Genomic DNA, 16,141 nt, shown 5'->3' with positions numbered 1-16,141 from the left:
CTCGTCACGACGACGGCATGGGCGACCATTGAAGCAAGTGAAGCCAGTGAAGCAAGTGACGTAGCAGAGCCTCACGCGAAGGAGTCCACCGGCCGATGTCCCGCCCCCACGACCTCCGCTTCCGCGCGACCACCGCCTTCCAGCGCCGTGTCGCCAACCCGCTGATGCGCCGACTGCCGTTCCACACACTTCTGGAGACCACCGGCCGGGTCTCGGGCCGGCCCCGGCGCACCCCGCTGGGCGGCCGGCGGGTCGGTGACGCCTTCTGGCTGGTGTCGGAGTTCGGGGAGCGGTCGCAGTACGTCCGCAACATCAAGGCCGATCCCCGGGTGCGGGTGCGGATGGGCGGGCGCTGGCACACCGGTACGGCCCACCTGCTGCCCGAAGACGACCCGGTGGCGAGGCTGCGCACCCTGCCCAGGGCCAACAGCGCGGCCGTACGGGCCATGGGGACGCAGTTGCTGACCGTGCGGGTGGATCTGGACGGGTGAGGGACGGCGGCAGTGGCGGCAGTGGCCCCCTCGCACCGGGGGCCACTGTCGGCTAGTTCGTCACTTGGCGGGCTTGTAGAACGCGTACGTCGCGGTGTACGGGACGCTGACCTGGTCGGTGCCCGTGCAGGCGGTCGTCGGGGCGACGCCGCCGGTGGTGTTCAGGCGCTGGATGTAGGTGACGCCGGCGAAGGCGCCCGTGCCGCGCGTGGCGGTGGCCTGGAGCAGGAGCTCCGGGATGGTGCCGGTCTTGGGCGAGTTGGCGATCGCGGAGGCGTTCACCGCGCTGCCGTCGACCGTGGAGACCCAGACGGGACCGCGGGAGTGCAGCGCGACGGTGCGGCCTCGCTTGTCGGAGAGGGTGGCGGCGGGCTCCAGGAGCTTCCAGGCGCCGTCGGTGCAGGTGTAGGTCTGCACGCCGCGGGCGGGGTACACACCGGTCAGCTTGTTGCCGTCGGGGACGGCGAGGGCGGCCGGGGCCTTCACGGCGGCCACGGCGGGGGCGGGCTCCGTGGCGGCGGCGTTGCCCGCCGTGGTGCCCAGGAAGATGCCGGCGGCTGCGGTGGCGGCAGCCGTGGTGGTGAGAACGAGACGCTTGGCGTGCTTCAAGTGGACTCTCCGCAAAGGTTTCTGAGTCTGTGACACGGGTAGACCGAACCGATGGGCTGTCCGAGTCACCCTGGGCCGGGACGCTACGGCTCCTTGTGCGGATTCCACGGCCATGTGGCCGGATTCTGACCTCCTGCACCCCGTTGTCTGCACGCCCGGGACACCCCCCGTGGCGCCAAAGGGCACCTCACCCCGGCCAGACGATCGCCTGCACCTCGCCGCCCGCGGTCGACGCGGCGGCGAGGTGCGGGCGACACCGGCCCATGCCCGGGCCTCTCGCCCGCCTCTCAGTCGCGCCGGATCAGCTCGGGATCGATTCGGCGCCCCACCAACGGGAGCGACCCCATCGCGGCCGCCGCCACGACGCCCGTCGCGGCGAGCGTCAGCAGCGGTATGCCCTCCACGTCCCAGCGGACCGCGCCGCCGCCGGTGATCAGATAGCTGGACTCGGCGAGCTTGCCCGTCACGAGGGCCAGGACGAGGCCGAGACTCAGCGGCAGCACGACCTGGGCGCACTGCACCGCCCGCATGGTTCTCGCCCGGGCGCCGATCAGTGTGACGGCGGTGACCTGTGCACGGCGTTCGACGGCCCGGTCGGTGACGGACACCAGGAACGCGGCCACCCCGATGACCAGGCCCATGATCATGCCCAGGGCCAGCAGGGTCTCGACCACGGAGATCTGCTCCAGCCCCTGGATGTTCAGTCCGACCAGCTCGACTTCGGCTATCGGGACGACGGCCGCGATCCCGTTGAGGACGGCGCGCACCCGTCCCGGATCGGAGCTGCCGGCGAGGAGGAGGTGCGCGTCGCGCGGGCGGGCGTCGGCGGGCAGTGCTGACGGCGGGACGAGGAGCGTCGCGTTCCCGACCGCCGACCCGGAATACCCGCTGTAGACGATCTGCCCCGTGGGCACGGCGATGTTCAGCTTCTTGTCCTGCCCGGTGTCCGCGCGGAAGCGGAAGGGGAACGACGTACCGGATTCCAGGCCGGACCCCACGCTCGAGTTGGGGTCGACGAGCCGCAGCACCTTGCCGTCCACGCAGCCCTTGGTGCGCAGCGTCATCCGTTCCAGCTGAGCGCAGGTGGCCACCAGGGCCGTGGGCGAGGAGAGGACGGCGTCGGGCTGTGGAGCGTCGAGGTCGACCCACGAGTCCATCAGGACGGCGTGCGCGCTGACCCCGGGCACCTGGGTGAGGTCCCGCTGTTGCTGCTCGCCGAGCTTCGACAGGGGCAGCGAGTAGTCCTGTACGGGGCCGGACGGGCGGGTGACCTGTTCCAGCTGGATGAGGACGCCTTGGGCGAGCGAGGCGGCGTAGACAAGCAGGACGAGGCCGGTGACGACCCGCATCGTGCTGCCCGGCTCGGCCTCGTTGCGCCGCATCGCCAGGTTGAGCGTCAGGGACTGCGTGGTCCGCGCCACTCGCCTCGCCAGCGCGTACGACAGCAGCGGCAGGGTCAGTACGAGTCCGACGCCGGTCAGGACGACGCCGGCGACCACCAGCAGCGCGTTCACACCGAGGCTGGAGGCGGGATGCCCCATCAGGCCGGTGGCGCAGAAGCCGCACACGATCCCCAGGCCGCTGAGCAGCAGCAGGCCGACCCACTTGGACGGGGGACGCGGTACCGCCGTACGACGCACCGCGAGCGGGTTGGCGGTCGCGTCGCGCGCGCTCTTGCGGCCGACGAACCAGGCGAGGGCCGGGCAGCCGATCAGGCAGATCGCGACGGTGGTCGTGGACGGGGCGCCGTCGCCCGGATACCACCTCAGTCCGGGCAGTCCGGCCCGGGACATCACCTGGTTCAGCACCCAGTACTCACCAAGTCCCAGCACCGCGCCGAGCAGCGCAGCGACGACGGTCTCGGCGGCGTTCACACGCTGGGTGCCCCTGCTGCTCAGGCCGAGCAGCCGCAGGGCCGCGAGACGGCGCATCCGGCTGGCGGCGGACAGCCGGGCGCAGACGGACAGGAAGATGCCCAGGGGCAGCAGGACCAGCGTGGCCAGGGCGAACCGGACATCGGTGAGGGTGGAGGGGTCGACGGCAGGGAACGGGGCGTAGCTGTACCCGAACCCCTTCAGGGTGCGGCCCTCGTCCGCGATCTTCGCCCGCTCGGTACCGACGTAGGCGTACAGCTCGTCGGGGTGGGCGAGTCCGGCGGGGCCGATCACGCCGGACTCGCGGCCCGGCAGCAGAGCCTTGACGGCAGGTGCCTCGCGCAGCAGTTCGTGCACCCGTGGGGAGACGAACACCTCGCCGGGGGAAGGCAGTTCGCTCAGTCCGGGAGGGATGGGGTGCGCGCCCCCGATGCCGTCGGCGACGAACACACGGGTGAAGGGGTGGGAGCCGTAGGCATCGTCGCGTTGCAGGACGAGTGTGCCGTCCGCCGGGCCCTTCGCGGAGGTGACGGGCTGCCGTGCGGCGGCGCGCGCGTCGTGGGCATGGAGGATCGCCGGGACGGTGAGGACGAGGGCGAGGCAGCACACCCCGATGGAGCCACCGGCCGCCATGAGGAGGAAACGTATGCGGTTGCCCCGTCCCGAGCCGAACAGCAGGCGCAGACCGAGCAGGAATTCGGTCACCCTGCACCCCGTGGGCCGAGAACACCGTCGGACATCGTGTAGTGGGTGTCCGCCTGCGCCGCGATGGCGTGGTCGTGGGTGACCAGGATGACGGCCGTGCCCTGCGAGCGGGCCAGGTCGAGGAACTCCTTGAGTACGGCGGATGCATTGGCGCTGTCGAGCGACCCGGTGGGTTCGTCCGCGAAGACGATCGCGGGCCGGTGGACCAGGGAACGAGCGACGGCCACGCGCTGGCTCTGCCCGCCGGAGACCTGTCCGGGGCGGCGTCCGCGCAGGTCGCCGAGGCCGAGCCGGTCGAGCACCTCGCCGGCAGCCGCGAGGGCCGGTGCCTTGCGCCGGCCGGCGAGACGCAGCGGCAGGGCGGTGTTCTCCTCGATGGTGAGTTCGGGAAGCAGTTCCCCGTACTGGAAGACGAATCCGAAGCGCTCCCGGCGGAGCGTGCTGATCTCGTCGTCGGAGAGGTCCCCGAGGGATCGCCCCTCGAACCTCACCTGACCGCGCGTGGCGGGCAGGACCCCGGCCAGACAGTAGAGCAGCGATGACTTGCCGGAACCGCTCTGCCCGGTGATCGCCACCACTTCCCCCGGAGAGACCGAGAGATGGGCGTCACGGACGGCGAGCTGACTGCCGTAGGAGAGGTCGACTCCCGCGGCGTTGAGTATTTCTGACATGCTGTCGGCTTCCCCCAAGAAGCGTGCGGGCCCAGGTGTGCACCCCTGGGCCCGCGGACTTGCCTAAGTGTTCGCCTACCTCTGGTAGTGCTTGGTGGGCGAGCAGTTGTCAGGGTTCAGCGAACCCTTGTCACGGCAGACGCGTATGTACGCGTCGTCGGTGTGGAGCGCGGCACCGTCCCAGTTCAGCTGGTCGAAGGAGACGGAGCTGCGCTGCTTGCCGTTGTAGCGGCTCCAGTCGTAGCCCTCGACCCGCACCTGCATGTAGACGTTGTGCCCGTCACCGTTGTCGGTGTCGTTGAGCCGGCCCTTCCACTCGAAGGCGCCGTGGTTCTGCCCTGACGGCCAGAATGCGTACTGGCCCCCCGTGAACGACGCGCCACCTGTGGTGAGCGTCGGAATGGTGTGCCACGAAACCGCCATCGCGGTCCCGGCGCTGAGAGCGAAAATGCCGCCGGCGAGCACGCCAACTGCCAATTTACGCAAGGTTCCTCCCGTTTTTTCTCCCTGGCTGGTCATGGCCGGGGATCGACGGGAGATTAACAGCTGTTAACCGCGAAGACACAGCAAAATTTGATCAAGCCACGACAAGCATGATTTCCGGCCACTCGGCGCCCACCTCACCCCGGCCAGACGATCGCCTGCACCTCGCTGTAGGCGTGCAGCGCGTACGAGCCGACGTCGCGGCCCACGCCGCTCTGCTTGAAGCCGCCGAACGGCGCCTCCATGTTGCGGCCGACGGTGTTGACGCCGACGCCGCCGGCCCGCAGTCGGCGGGCCACGCGGAAGGCGCGGGCCACGTCGCCGGACCAGACGTAGTCGATGAGGCCGTAGTCGCTGTCGTTCGCGAGGGCCACGCCCTCGTCCTCCTCGTCGAAGGGGATGACGACGACCACCGGCCCGAAGATCTCCTCCCGGGCCACGCGCATGTCGTTGGTGCAGTCCGCGAGGAGGGTCGGGCCGATGTAGAACCCGCGGGAGGGGAGTCGGTGCCCCGCCGCATCCCCTCCCAGGACCGTCGCGCCCTCCTTGCGGCCGAGTTCGACGTACGAGTCGACCCGGTCCCGGTGGGCCGCGGAGATCAGCGGACCGACCACCGTGTCCGGCAGCCGAGGGTCCCCCACCTTCAGCCGGGCCGCGTACCCGGCCAGTTGCTCCACCAGCCGCCCGCACACCCCGCGTTGCGCCAGCACCCGTGTCGGGGCCGTGCAGATCTGTCCGCTGTAGAAGGAGAAGGTGGTGCCGATGCCGGCGACCGCCGAGCCGAGGTCCGCGTCGTCGAAGACGAGCGCCGCGCCCTTGCCGCCCAGCTCCATCAGCTGGCGTTTCATCCCGCGCCCGCACACCTCGGCGATCCGCTGCCCGACCGCCGTCGAGCCCGTGAAGCTCACCATGTCCACGTCCGGCGACTCCACGACCGCCTCGCCGACCGCGACCGACCGCCCGGAGACGACGTTCACCACCCCGCGCGGCGCCCCCGCCGCCTCCAGCGCCTCCGCCATCCGGTAGACCGACAGGGGGTCCTGCGGGGCGGGCTTCACCACCACCGTGTTGCCCATCGCCAGCGCGGGGGCGATCTTCCCGGCCGGGTTCGCCCAGGGGTTGTTGTACGAGGTGATGCAGGCGACGACCCCGACCGGCTGCCGTACGGCGAGCGCGCCCATCACGCCCGCCCTCCCCATCGGCCCGGCCTCGTTGATCTGCGGCGGGATCGCCCACTCGGCGGGCTCCACGCGCGCGTACCGCCGAAAACGGGCCGCGGCCACCCCGACCTGCATCCCGCGCGCGGTACCGGTCGTGGCGCCGGTCTCGGCCTGGGCGAGGGAGGCGTACGGCTCCAGGTGGCCCCGGATGATGTCGGCGGCCCGGCCCAGGACCGCCGCCCGCTCCTCCGGTGCCGTACGGGACCACGGGCCGAAGGCCTCCCGGGCCGCCGCGCAGGCCGCGAGGGCCTGCTCCCGGGAGGCCTCCGGCGCCCCGCCGACGTTCTCCTCGGTGGCCGGGTCGGTCACCTCGTAGTGCCCGCCGTCCGGCTCGACCCACACCCCACCGACGAACAGCCGCTGCCCGTCGCCCCGGCGCACACTCACCACGTCCCTCCCGTCACCCCGGCGCACACTCACCACGTCCCTCCCGTCACCCCGGCGCACACTCACCACGTCCCTCCCGTCACCCCGGCACGCACACAACGCGTCCCTCCCGTCACCCCGGCACGCACACAACGCGTCCCTCCGGTCACCCCGGCACCGACGCACCATGCGCATCCCGGCACCCCGGCCCGCACACACCGCGTCCCTCCCGTCACCCCGGCACCGACGCACCACGCGCACCCCGTCACCCCGGCACCGACGCACCACGCGCACCCCGTCGCCCCGGCCCGCACACCCCACGCGCACCCCGTCGCCCCGCGCGGACGCGGCACGCCCGTCCTGTCGCCCCCGCGGGACCTCACCGGGTGCTCACCGTCTCGGTGTCCCGTCCCGACCGCAGTACCCGCCCCGGCACCACCCCGGTCACCACGTCGTCGCGGATGGCCTCGACCCCGTTGACCCAGACGGCCCGTACGCCCACCGCCCGGGAGTCGAGGCGCGGACTGGCACCCGGCAGGTCGTGCACCAGGGTGGCCTTGCCCGCGTCGATCCGCTCCGGGTCGAACAGGACGAGGTCCGCGTGCCAGCCCTCCCGCACCCGCCCGCGTTCCCGCAGCCCGAACAGCCGCGCCGGGTCGTCGGTCAGCATCTTCACCGCCTGTTCGAGAGTCGCCAGCCGCCGCCCACGGAGACAGTCCCCGAGGAACCGCGTGGTGTACGGCGCCCCGCACATCCGGTCCAGATGCGCGCCGGCGTCGGAGCCGCCGAGCATGACGTCCTCGTGCTGCCAGGCCTCGGCCCGCATCGCCCAGGAGTCGGGGTCGTTGTCGGTGGGCATCGGCCACAGGACCGTGCGCAGTTCGTCGGCCACACAGATCTCGACCAGGCAGGAGAACGGATCCAGCCCCCGCTCCCCGGCGATGTCCTCGACGACCCGCCCGGTGAGCCCCTCGTTGGCCGCGCTGTAGGTGTCGCCGATGACGTACCGCCCGAAGTTGGTCAGCCGCCGGAAGACGCCCGCCTCCCTGGACTCGGCCCGCCGCACCAGCTCGGCCCGCACCTCGGGATCCCCCAGCCGCTCGATCCGCTCCGGCACGGGCAGCCCCAGGACCTCTCCCCACCCGGGGATCAGATTCAGCGCGCAGAACGTGCCGAGGGACATGTTCATCGGCGTGAGGATCGGCATGGTGAGCGCCACCACCCGGCCGCCCGCCTTCCGGGCCCGCTCGCTCGCCACCAGCTGCCGGGGCACCCGCTCCGGCACGGCCGAGTCGATCGTCAGCACGTTCCAGTTCAGGGGCCGCCCGGCCGCCGCGCTCATCTCCACGAACAGATCGATCTCGGCGTCGCTGAACTGGTCCAGACACCCCGCGACGATCGCCTCGATCTGCGTCCCCTCGTGCTCGCCGACGGCCCGGGACAGCGCCAGCAGTTCGTCCGGCCCCGCGTGGCGCGAGGCCACCGGCTGCCCGTCCCCGTCCGAGTGGGTGGACGACTGCGTGGTCGAGAACCCCCAGGCACCGGCGTTCATCGCCTCGTGCAGCAGCCGTACGATCGCCTCCAGCTGCTCGGCGCTCGGCTGCCCCCCGACCGCCTCCGCCCCCATCACGTACCGCCGCAGCGCGCAGTGCCCCACCATGAACCCCGCGTTGACGGCGATCCGCCCCTCCAGAGCGTCCAGATACTCCCCGAACGAACTCCAGCTCCAGGGCGCCCCCTCCTCCAGCGCCACCAGCGACATCCCCTCCACCTTGGACATCATCCGACGGGTGTAGTCGGCGTCGGCGGGACGGGCGGGGTTGAGCGGCGCGAGGGTGAAACCGCAGTTCCCGGCGGCGACCGTGGTCACCCCGTGGTTGAGGGAGGGGGTCGCGTACGGGTCCCAGAACAGCTGGGCGTCGTAGTGGGTGTGGGGGTCGACGAACCCCGGGGCGAGGACGAGTCCGTGAGCGTCCTCGGAGGACCGGGCCTCCTCGGTGACGGTACCCATCACGGCTATACGGCCGTCCCGTATGCCGACGTCCGCGATGAAACCAGGCGCACCGGTCCCGTCAACGACGGTCGCACCTTTGATGACGTGATCGAGCATGGGTTCACCTCTTGGTCTGCGCTGAGTGAAGGCACCTAGGGGCGCGGGCGCGACCAGCCACGACGAACCCGCACCCGCCGACGGCGATCAGGCCGATTGACGGAACCGCGTTGTCCGGTGAACGGGATCCGTGTCGATCTTCGGAATCACGTGCTCACCGATGAGCCGAATCGTCTGCAGCGTCTCCTCCTTCGGCACCCCCACCGGCAACCCGAACGACAACTGATCGGCCCCGGCCTGCTCCCACCGCTTGCACTGCCGCAGCACCTCGTCCGGGTCCCCGCAGATCAGCAGCTCCTCCTCCACGAGCAGCTCCACGAACTCCGGCGTGTACTCGGGCAGCGTCTCCGGCCACTCCGGGAAGCCCTCGGGCCGGGGGAAGGTGTCGTGGTACCGGAACACGAGCGAGGGCAGATAGTGCAGCCCGCCGTTCGTGGCGATGCGGATGGCCTCGTCGTGGGTGGGCGCGCAGATCGCCGTCGTCGTCACCATCACGTTGTCGTTGACGAAGTCCCCGACCGGCTCGGCGTTCACGACCGCCGTCTTGTACTGCTCCAGCACCCACTCCATGTCGGAGACCTTCTGGATGCTGAAGCCGAGCACGCCGAGTCCCTTGTGCGCCGCCATGGCGTACGACGCCGGCGACCCGGCCGCGTACCACATCGCGGGGTGGGACTTCCCGTACGGCTTGGGCAGCACCTTCCGCGGCGGGAGCTGCCAGTGCTTGCCCTGGAAGCCGACGTACTCGTCCTGGAGCCACATCTTGGGGAACTCCGCGATGGTCTCCTCCCAGATCTCCTTGGTGTAGTTCATATCGGTGACGCCCGGTATGAACCCGAGGATCTCGTGGGACCCGGCGCCGCGCCCGCTGCCGAACTCGAAGCGGCCCTCGCTGAGGTGGTCGAGCATGGCGACCTTCTCGGCCACCTTCACGGGGTGGTTGACCTGGGCGAGGGGGTTGAAGATGCCGGAGCCCAGGTGGATGCGGTCCGTCGCGTGGGCGAGGTACCCGAGGAAGACGTCGTTGGCGGAGAGGTGCGAGTACTCCTCCAGGAAGTGGTGCTCCGACGCCCAGGCGTACTTGAAGCCGGACCTGTCCGCCTGGATGACGTACTCGGTCTCCTCCATCAGCGCCTTGTGCTCGGCGAGGGGGTCGGTCTCGGCGCGCTTGCCCACGTATCCCTGTACAAAGAGCCCGAATTCCACGGAGGTTCACCGTCCCATGTCCAGGTGGTCCTGCTGAGTCCTACGACTTTCTGACGTACCGTCAGAAAGGTCAATAGCTGACGGGACGTCAGATGACGCTGACCCCCGCCAGCCACCCCCCGTCGATCACGAACGGCTGCCCGGTGATGTACGAGGACTCCTCCGAGGTGAGGAACAGCGCCAGCCGGGCCACCTCCTCGGCCCGCCCGATCCGGCCCAGCGGCACGAGCTTGCGGTACAGCTGGTCCAGGGCCCGGGTGGTCTCCTCGGGGTCCGCGTCGGGGTCCAGCCGGGCCGGGTTGGACATCGCGGTGTCGATGGCGCCGGGACACACCGCGTTGACCCGGATGCGGCGGGGCGCCAGCTCCAGGGCGGCGACCCGGGTGAGGCCGAGTACGGCGTGCTTGGTCGCCGCGTAGGCGCCGACGGCCGCCATGCCGGTGAGCCCGGTGTAGGAGGCGGTGTTGACGATGGTGCCGCCGTCGGCGAGCTGGGGCGCGACCGTGCGCACCCCCAGGAAACAGCCGACCTGGTTGACCTGGACGACCTGCATGAACTCGTCGAGGGGGGTGTCGACGAGGGCGTTGAAGCGCAGGATCCCGGCGTTGTTGACCAGCCCGTCGAGATGCCCGTACGCCTCCTTGGCGGCCCGTACGGCGGCGGTCCAGTCCTCCTCGCGGCCGACGTCGAGGTGGACGTAGAGCGCGTCGATCTCCTCGGCGAGGGCGCGGCCCTGGTCGTCGAGGACGTCCGCGACGACCACCCGGGCGCCCTCCTCCCGGAACAGCCGGGCCTCCTGTTCGCCCTGTCCGCGCGCGGCGCCGGTGACCAGGACGACCCGGCCGTCGAGTCGTCCGTCGGGTGTTCCGTCGGGTGTTCCGTCGAGCTTGCCCATGTCAGTCTCCTCGGAGCCGGGGGGCCACCTCGGCCCCGAACGCCGTGATCTGGTCGATGAGTTCGGCGCGGTCGCGGCAGCGGAAGCGGACCTGGATCTGGTCCACGCCCATCGCGGCGTAGGCGCCGAGGGACTCGGCGAGGGCCTCGGGGGCGCCGGTGAGGGTGCGCCGGCCGGTGTCCCAGGCGGGGGTGCCGACGTAGAGGGGTTCGGTGATGGCGCCGACCGTGAACGGGGTGCCCTCTTCGAGGCGGTCGCCCCGCAGCCGCCGTATCCGCTCGATCTGGGCGGGCAGCCGGTCCCTGGGATCGCCCTGGGGCAGCCAGCCGTCGCCCTTGAGGGCGGCCCGGCGGACCGCCGCCGGGGAGGAGCCGCCGACCCAGAGCGGCACCCGTGCCTGGGCCGGCCGGGGCCGCTGCCCGAGCCCCTCGAAGTCGTACCGCTTGCCGTGGTGGACCGGGAACTCCTCGGGCCCGAGCGCGGCCCGCAGCGCGTCGATCGTCTCGTCCAGGACGGCGCCCCGGTGCTCGAAGTCGGCCCCGAGCGCCTCGAACTCCTCCCGTACGTGCCCGGCGCCGACCCCGAGGATCAGCCGGCCGCCCGAGAGCGCGTCCAGGGTGGCGTACTGCTTGGCGGTGACGAGGGGGTGGCGCAGGCCGACCACCGCGACATGGCTGAGCAGCCGGACGCGTTCGGTGACGGCGGCGAGGTGGGCGAGGGTGGCCACGGGGTCGTACCAGACCGTGCCCATCGCGTCCGCGAGGCGGCGCGGGATCGCCACGTGGTCGCAGACGGCGAGGTAGGCGAAGCCGGCGCGGTCGGCGGCGCGGGCGAGCGCGACGAGGTCGGCGGGGCCCGCGCCGGCCTCCCAGGGCTCGGCGTACATCGTGGACTGGGACTGGACGGGGAGCTGGATGCCGTAGGAGAGGCGCGGCGGGGGCCCGTCGAGGCTCACCGGGGGCTCCACAGGCCGTCCGGGGTCAGGCCCAGCAGGTCGATGGCGTTGCCGCGCACGATCCGTTCCACGACCTCCGGGTCCAGATGGCCCATCTGCGCCTCGCCGACCTCGCGGGACTTGGGCCAGGTGGAGTCGGAGTGGGGGTAGTCGGTCTCGTAGAGGACGTTGGCGAGGCCGATGGAGTCCAGGTTGCGCAGGCCGAAGGCGTCGTCGAAGAAGCAGCCGTAGACGTGGTCGGCGAAGAGCTCGGACGGGGGCCGGTGGACCTTGTCGGCCACCCCGCCCCACCCGCGGTTCTCCTCCCACACCACGTCGGCGCGCTCCAGGATGTAGGGGATCCACCCGATCTGACCCTCGGCGTACATCACCTTCAGGTCGGGGAAGCGTTCGAACTTGCCGCTCATCAGCCAGTCGACCATCGAGAAGCAGCAGTTGGCGAAGGTGATGGTGGAGCCGACGGCGGGCGGGGCGTCGGCGGACGTGGAGGGCATCCGGCTGCTGGAGCCGATGTGCATGGCGACGACCGTGCCGGTCTCGTCGCAGGCGGCGAGGAAGGGGTCCCAGTAGTCGGTGTGGACCGAGGGCAGGCCGAGATGCGGGGGTATCTCGGAGAAGGCGACGGCGCGGACCCCGCGGGCGGCGTTGCGCCGGACCTCCGCCGCCGCCAGTTCGGCGTCCCAGAGGGGGATGAGGGTGAGCGGGATCAGCCGGCCGTGGGCCTGCGGGCCGCACCACTCCTCCACCATCCAGTCGTTGTAGGCGCGCACGCAGAGCAGGCCCAGCTCGTGGTCGGCGGCCTCGGTGAAGGTCTGGCCGCAGAACCGCGGGAAGGTGGGGAAACACACCGCGGACTGCACGTGGTTGACGTCCATGTCGGCGAGACGGGAGGGGACGTCGTAGGAACCGGGGCGCATCTGCTCGTAGGTGATGACCTCCAGCTTGATCTCGTCCCGGCTGAAGCCGACGGCGGTGTCGAGGCGGGTGAGGGGGCGCTTGAGGTCCTCGTAGACCCACCAGTCGCCGAGGGGGCCGTCGTCGCCGGGGCCGCCCATGACGGGCTTGAAGTGGCCGCCGAGGAAGGTCATCTCCTTCAGCGGGGCGCGCACGATGCGCGGGCCGGTGTCGAGGTGCTTCTTCGGGAGGCGGTCCTGCCAGACGGTGGGGGGTTCGACGGTGTGGTCGTCGACGGAGATGATCAGCGGGAGAGGGGTCGTGGTGCCGGATGTGGTCTCCGATGTGGTCTCCATGGGGGCACGGTAGCGCCGATCTGACGGTCCGTCAGCTGTATCAGACGGGGTCGGAGTTGATCGACTCTGTGGAGAGGTGTGCGTCCCGGATGTGAGGGCTGTGTGGACTCACGCGTGTCGTCCGGAATCGGCGCCGTCCGCGGCTGACGAGTGCGGCACGCACAAGGCAAACTGAACCGGTCATTCGGATGTCTAAGGGGAGCCCTGATGGACCACCGCGTAGGACCCGGCGGCCCGCGCGTGCCGGAGCAGAGGCGTCCCGGCTCCCCCGAGGAACCGGCGGCGCTCCGCTTCGACGTGCTCGGCCCGGTGCGCGCACGGCGCGGAGCGGAGCAGCTGTCCACCGGCTCCCCCCAGCAGCGGGCGCTGCTGGCCGCCCTGTTGCTGCGCGAGGGCCGTACGGCGACCGCGGGCGAGCTGATCGACGCGCTGTGGGGCGAGGAGCCTCCGTCGCAGGCGCTGGCGGCGGTGCGGACGTACGCCTCGCGGCTGCGGAAGGTCCTGGACCCCGGGGTCCTGGTGAGCGAGTCCGGCGGTTACGCCGTGCGCGGCCTCGGGGAGGGCGTGCTGGACCTCGCGGTCGCGCAGGAGTGGGCGGCGGAGGCGGAGAAGGCGCGCGGCTCCGGGGATCTGGGGCGGGCCCGCGAGGGCCTCAACCGGGTGCTGGGACTGTGGGACGGCGAGGCGCTCGCCGGGGTCCCCGGTCCGTACGCGGAGGCGCAGCGGGTCCGGCTGGAGGAGTGGCGGCTGGGCCTGCTGGAGTCCCGGCTGGACCTGGACCTGGAGCTGGGCTGCCACGCGGAGGCGGTCTCGGAGCTGACGGCGCTGACGGCCGCGCATCCGCTGCGCGAGCGGCTGCGGGAGCTGCTGATGCTGGCGCTGTACCGCAGCGGGCGGCAGGCGGAGGCGCTGGCGGTGTACGCGGACACGCGGCGGCTGCTGGCGGAGGAGCTGGGGGTGGACCCGCGGGCGGGGCTGCGCGAGCTCCAGCGCCGCATCCTCCAGGCGGACCCGGAGCTGGCGGAGCCGTCCACGCCGGTGGCCGAACCCGCGCGGTCGGCGGTGCGGCCCGCGCAACTCCCGGCGACCGTGCCGGACTTCACCGGGCGGGCGCCCTTCGTACGGCAGCTGGGCGAGGTGCTGGCCTCGGCCGAGGGACGGGTCATGGCGGTCTCGGCGCTGGCCGGCATCGGCGGCGTGGGCAAGACGACCCTCGCCGTGCACGTGGCCCACCAGGCCCGGCCGGTCTTCCCGGACGGACAGCTGTACGTCGATCTCCAGGGCACCGGGCCGCGCGCGGCGGAGCCGGAGACGGTCCTCGGCTCCTTCCTGCGCGCGCTCGGCACCGCCGACTCCGCGATCCCGGACTCCCTGGCGGAACGGGCGGCCCTCTACCGGTCGGTGCTGGACGGGCGGCGGGTCCTCGTGCTGCTGGACAACGCGCGCGACGCGGCGCAGATACGGCCGCTGCTGCCGGGCACGGCGGGCTGCGCGGCGCTGATCACCTCCCGGGTGCGGATGGTCGACCTGGCGGGCGCGCACCTCGTCGACCTGGATGTGATGTCCCCGGACGAGGCGCTCTCCCTGTTCACCCGGATCGTGGGCGAGGAGCGGGTGGCCGCCGAACGCAAGGCCGCCCTGGACGTGGTCGCGGCCTGCGGCTTCCTGCCGCTGGCCATCCGCATCGCGGCGTCCCGGCTGGCGGCCCGGCGCACCTGGACGGTGTCGGTGCTCGCCGCCAAGCTGGCGGACGAACGGCGGCGGCTGGACGAGCTCCAGGCGGGCGACCTCGCGGTGAAGGCCACCTTCGAGCTGGGTTACGGCCAGTTGGAGCCGGCCCAGGCGCGGGCGTTCCGTCTCCTCGGCCTGGCCGACGGCCCCGACATCTCGCTGGCCGCCGCCGCGGCCGTGCTCGACCTGCCGGTGGACGACACCGAGGACCTGCTGGAGTCCCTGGTGGACACCTCGCTGCTGGAGTCCGCGGCGCCCGGCCGCTACCGCTTCCACGACCTCGTACGCCTCTACGCGCGTGCGTGCGCCGAGCGGGACGAGCATCCGGCCGACCGGCGGGACGAGGCGCTGTCGCGGCTGCTGGACTTCTATCTGGCCACGGCGGCGGGGGTGTACGCGCTGGAGCGGCCGGGCGACCGGCTGGTGAACCACCTGGAGAGAACCGAGCATCCGGGGCTCGCCTTCTCGGACCGGGCGTCCGCGCGGGACTGGCTGTACACGGAGGCCGACTGTCTGCTGGCCTGTGCCCGCCAGGGCGCCGGGCGGCCGGGCACCCTCCACCGGGCCGTCGACCTGCTGTGGACGGTCCACGACATCTCGGAGTCCGGGGCCAACTCCCGTGAGTACGAGGCGACGGCGAAGGCGCTGCTGGAGGCGGCGCGGGCGGCCGCCGTCGTGCCGAGGACCGAGGCGCGGGCGCTGATGACCTCGGCGCACACACATCTGGACGGCGGGCGGTTCGACACGGCCGACCAGGAGGCCGAGCAGGCGATCCGGCTCGCCCACGCGGCCGACGATCTGCTGACCGCGTGCTGGGCCCGCAACGCCCGCGGTGTCATCGCCCTCTACCAGGGCCGCAACTCCGACGGCGAGGAGCACCTCTCGCAGGCGCTGGAGCACTTCCGCACCCTGGGGGACCGCCCCGGCGAGGCCAGCGCGCTGTGCAACCTCTCCCGGATCCATCTGGCGACCGGGTCCACCCGCGGCGCGGTGGCGCTGGCCCAGGAGGGCATGGAGATCTACGACGGTCTGGGCAACTCCATGCGCGGGGCCAACGGGCGCTACGCCCTCGGCATGGCGCTCACCCAGAGCGGCCGGCTGGACGCGGCGGCCGAACGGCTCCTGGAGGCGCTCCAGGTGTTCCGCGACAGCCGGCAGCGGCTGTGGGAGGGCATGACGCTGTTCCGGCTGGCCGAGGTGGACCTCGCCGGCCGGCAGTACCGTCAGGCGGCGGCCAACGCGGAGATGGCGCTGACCGTGCTGCGCGGGATCGGCGGGGACTGGCGGCGCGCCAACGTCCTCACCGTGCTCGGGCACGCCCTCACCGGCGTGGGCCAGACCGGCCGGGCGCAGGTCTGCTGGCAGGAGGCGGTACGGGTCTACGAGGACCTGGGCTCCCCGGAGGCGGCGGCCCTGCGGGCCCTGCTGTCCCCCGCGCGGGCCACCTGAACCCGGTTGCCGGGGCCGTTCATTGTTCGTTTATCGTCGGGCTCCATGCTCAGGGCAGTCGATGCGCCCCGTCGGGGGACGGGCGGATCGCGGCGGGCCGCTCACCGGCGAGACGGGGGGATGGGC

General features: G+C 72.1%; 12 protein-coding genes. 2 read left to right on the top strand and 10 right to left on the bottom strand.

Translation table 11 applies throughout. From position 1 onward, the window contains the following. Positions 1-95 precede the first annotated feature (95 nt). Positions 96-491, top strand: coding sequence for a nitroreductase family deazaflavin-dependent oxidoreductase (locus ABZ464_RS38925; RefSeq protein ID WP_359285839.1), 396 nt, complete (start codon positions 96-98; stop codon positions 489-491). A 60-nt stretch (positions 492-551) separates the two neighbouring features. Here ABZ464_RS38925 and ABZ464_RS38920 read toward each other — a convergent pair whose 3' ends face one another. From ABZ464_RS38920 to ABZ464_RS38875, 10 genes are all read right to left on the bottom strand, one after another. Beyond that, a complete protein-coding gene (locus ABZ464_RS38920; protein ID WP_359285836.1) occupies positions 552-1,100 on the bottom strand; it encodes a DUF3455 domain-containing protein in 549 nt (182 codons plus the stop codon). 287 nt (positions 1,101-1,387) lie between these two features. Continuing rightward, entirely contained in the window at positions 1,388-3,679 is a 2,292-nt protein-coding gene (locus ABZ464_RS38915) for an ABC transporter permease (RefSeq protein WP_359285833.1), read from the bottom strand. Next, positions 3,676-4,350 carry an ABC transporter ATP-binding protein gene (locus tag ABZ464_RS38910; RefSeq protein WP_359285830.1) on the bottom strand — a complete coding sequence of 225 codons (675 nt, stop codon included), beginning with the start codon at positions 4,348-4,350 and terminating at the stop codon, positions 3,676-3,678. Before ABZ464_RS38910 ends, ABZ464_RS38915 begins: the two co-directional genes overlap by 4 nt. A 75-nt stretch (positions 4,351-4,425) precedes the next feature. Next, on the bottom strand, positions 4,426-4,869 hold the full coding sequence (locus tag ABZ464_RS38905) for a hypothetical protein (protein ID WP_359285827.1): 444 nt from the start codon (positions 4,867-4,869) through the stop codon (positions 4,426-4,428). Between the two features lie 101 nt (positions 4,870-4,970). Beyond that, positions 4,971-6,440 carry an aldehyde dehydrogenase family protein gene (locus ABZ464_RS38900; RefSeq protein ID WP_359285824.1) on the bottom strand — a complete coding sequence of 490 codons (1,470 nt, stop codon included), beginning with the start codon at positions 6,438-6,440 and terminating at the stop codon, positions 4,971-4,973. 358 nt (positions 6,441-6,798) lie between these two features. Beyond that, positions 6,799-8,529: a D-aminoacylase gene (locus ABZ464_RS38895; RefSeq protein WP_359285820.1), complete on the bottom strand. Its 1,731-nt coding sequence runs from the start codon at positions 8,527-8,529 to the stop codon at positions 6,799-6,801. A gap of 87 nt (positions 8,530-8,616) precedes the next feature. After that, complete coding sequence (locus tag ABZ464_RS38890; protein WP_359285817.1) at positions 8,617-9,735, bottom strand: LLM class flavin-dependent oxidoreductase; 1,119 nt, start codon at positions 9,733-9,735, stop codon at positions 8,617-8,619. An 88-nt stretch (positions 9,736-9,823) separates the two neighbouring features. Continuing rightward, on the bottom strand, positions 9,824-10,630 hold the full coding sequence (locus ABZ464_RS38885) for a glucose 1-dehydrogenase (RefSeq protein ID WP_359285814.1): 807 nt from the start codon (positions 10,628-10,630) through the stop codon (positions 9,824-9,826). Position 10,631: 1 nt separating this feature from the next. After that, entirely contained in the window at positions 10,632-11,585 is a 954-nt protein-coding gene (locus ABZ464_RS38880; RefSeq protein ID WP_359285811.1) for an LLM class F420-dependent oxidoreductase, read from the bottom strand. Next, complete coding sequence (locus tag ABZ464_RS38875; RefSeq protein WP_359285808.1) at positions 11,582-12,835, bottom strand: amidohydrolase family protein; 1,254 nt, start codon at positions 12,833-12,835, stop codon at positions 11,582-11,584. The genes ABZ464_RS38880 and ABZ464_RS38875 overlap by 4 nt, the downstream gene beginning before the upstream one ends. Positions 12,836-13,042: 207 nt before the next feature. Here ABZ464_RS38875 and ABZ464_RS38870 point away from each other — a divergent pair, with 207 nt between their 5' ends. Beyond that, positions 13,043-16,015 (top strand): BTAD domain-containing putative transcriptional regulator, encoded by a 2,973-nt coding sequence (locus ABZ464_RS38870; protein WP_359285805.1) that lies wholly within the window; start codon positions 13,043-13,045, stop codon positions 16,013-16,015. The last annotated feature ends 126 nt before the right edge of the window (positions 16,016-16,141 follow it).

The sequence above is a fragment of the Streptomyces sp. NPDC005820 genome (genome assembly GCF_040630255.1).
In the GTDB taxonomy this organism is placed as follows: Bacteria; Actinomycetota; Actinomycetes; order Streptomycetales; family Streptomycetaceae; genus Streptomyces.
Note: the sequence above shows the minus strand (reverse complement) of the source record. Positions and strands in the feature narration are given on the sequence as shown.

Coding starts and splice junctions, on each gene's coding strand:
- ABZ464_RS38895 (WP_359285820.1), bottom strand. CDS start 8,529: ATGCTCGATCACGTCATCAAAGGTGCGACCGTCGTTGACGGGACCGGT.
- ABZ464_RS38925 (WP_359285839.1), top strand. CDS start 96: ATGTCCCGCCCCCACGACCTCCGCTTCCGCGCGACCACCGCCTTCCAG.
- ABZ464_RS38875 (WP_359285808.1), bottom strand. CDS start 12,835: ATGGAGACCACATCGGAGACCACATCCGGCACCACGACCCCTCTCCCG.
- ABZ464_RS38905 (WP_359285827.1), bottom strand. CDS start 4,869: ATGACCAGCCAGGGAGAAAAAACGGGAGGAACCTTGCGTAAATTGGCA.
- ABZ464_RS38910 (WP_359285830.1), bottom strand. CDS start 4,350: ATGTCAGAAATACTCAACGCCGCGGGAGTCGACCTCTCCTACGGCAGT.
- ABZ464_RS38870 (WP_359285805.1), top strand. CDS start 13,043: ATGGACCACCGCGTAGGACCCGGCGGCCCGCGCGTGCCGGAGCAGAGG.
- ABZ464_RS38885 (WP_359285814.1), bottom strand. CDS start 10,630: ATGGGCAAGCTCGACGGAACACCCGACGGAACACCCGACGGACGACTC.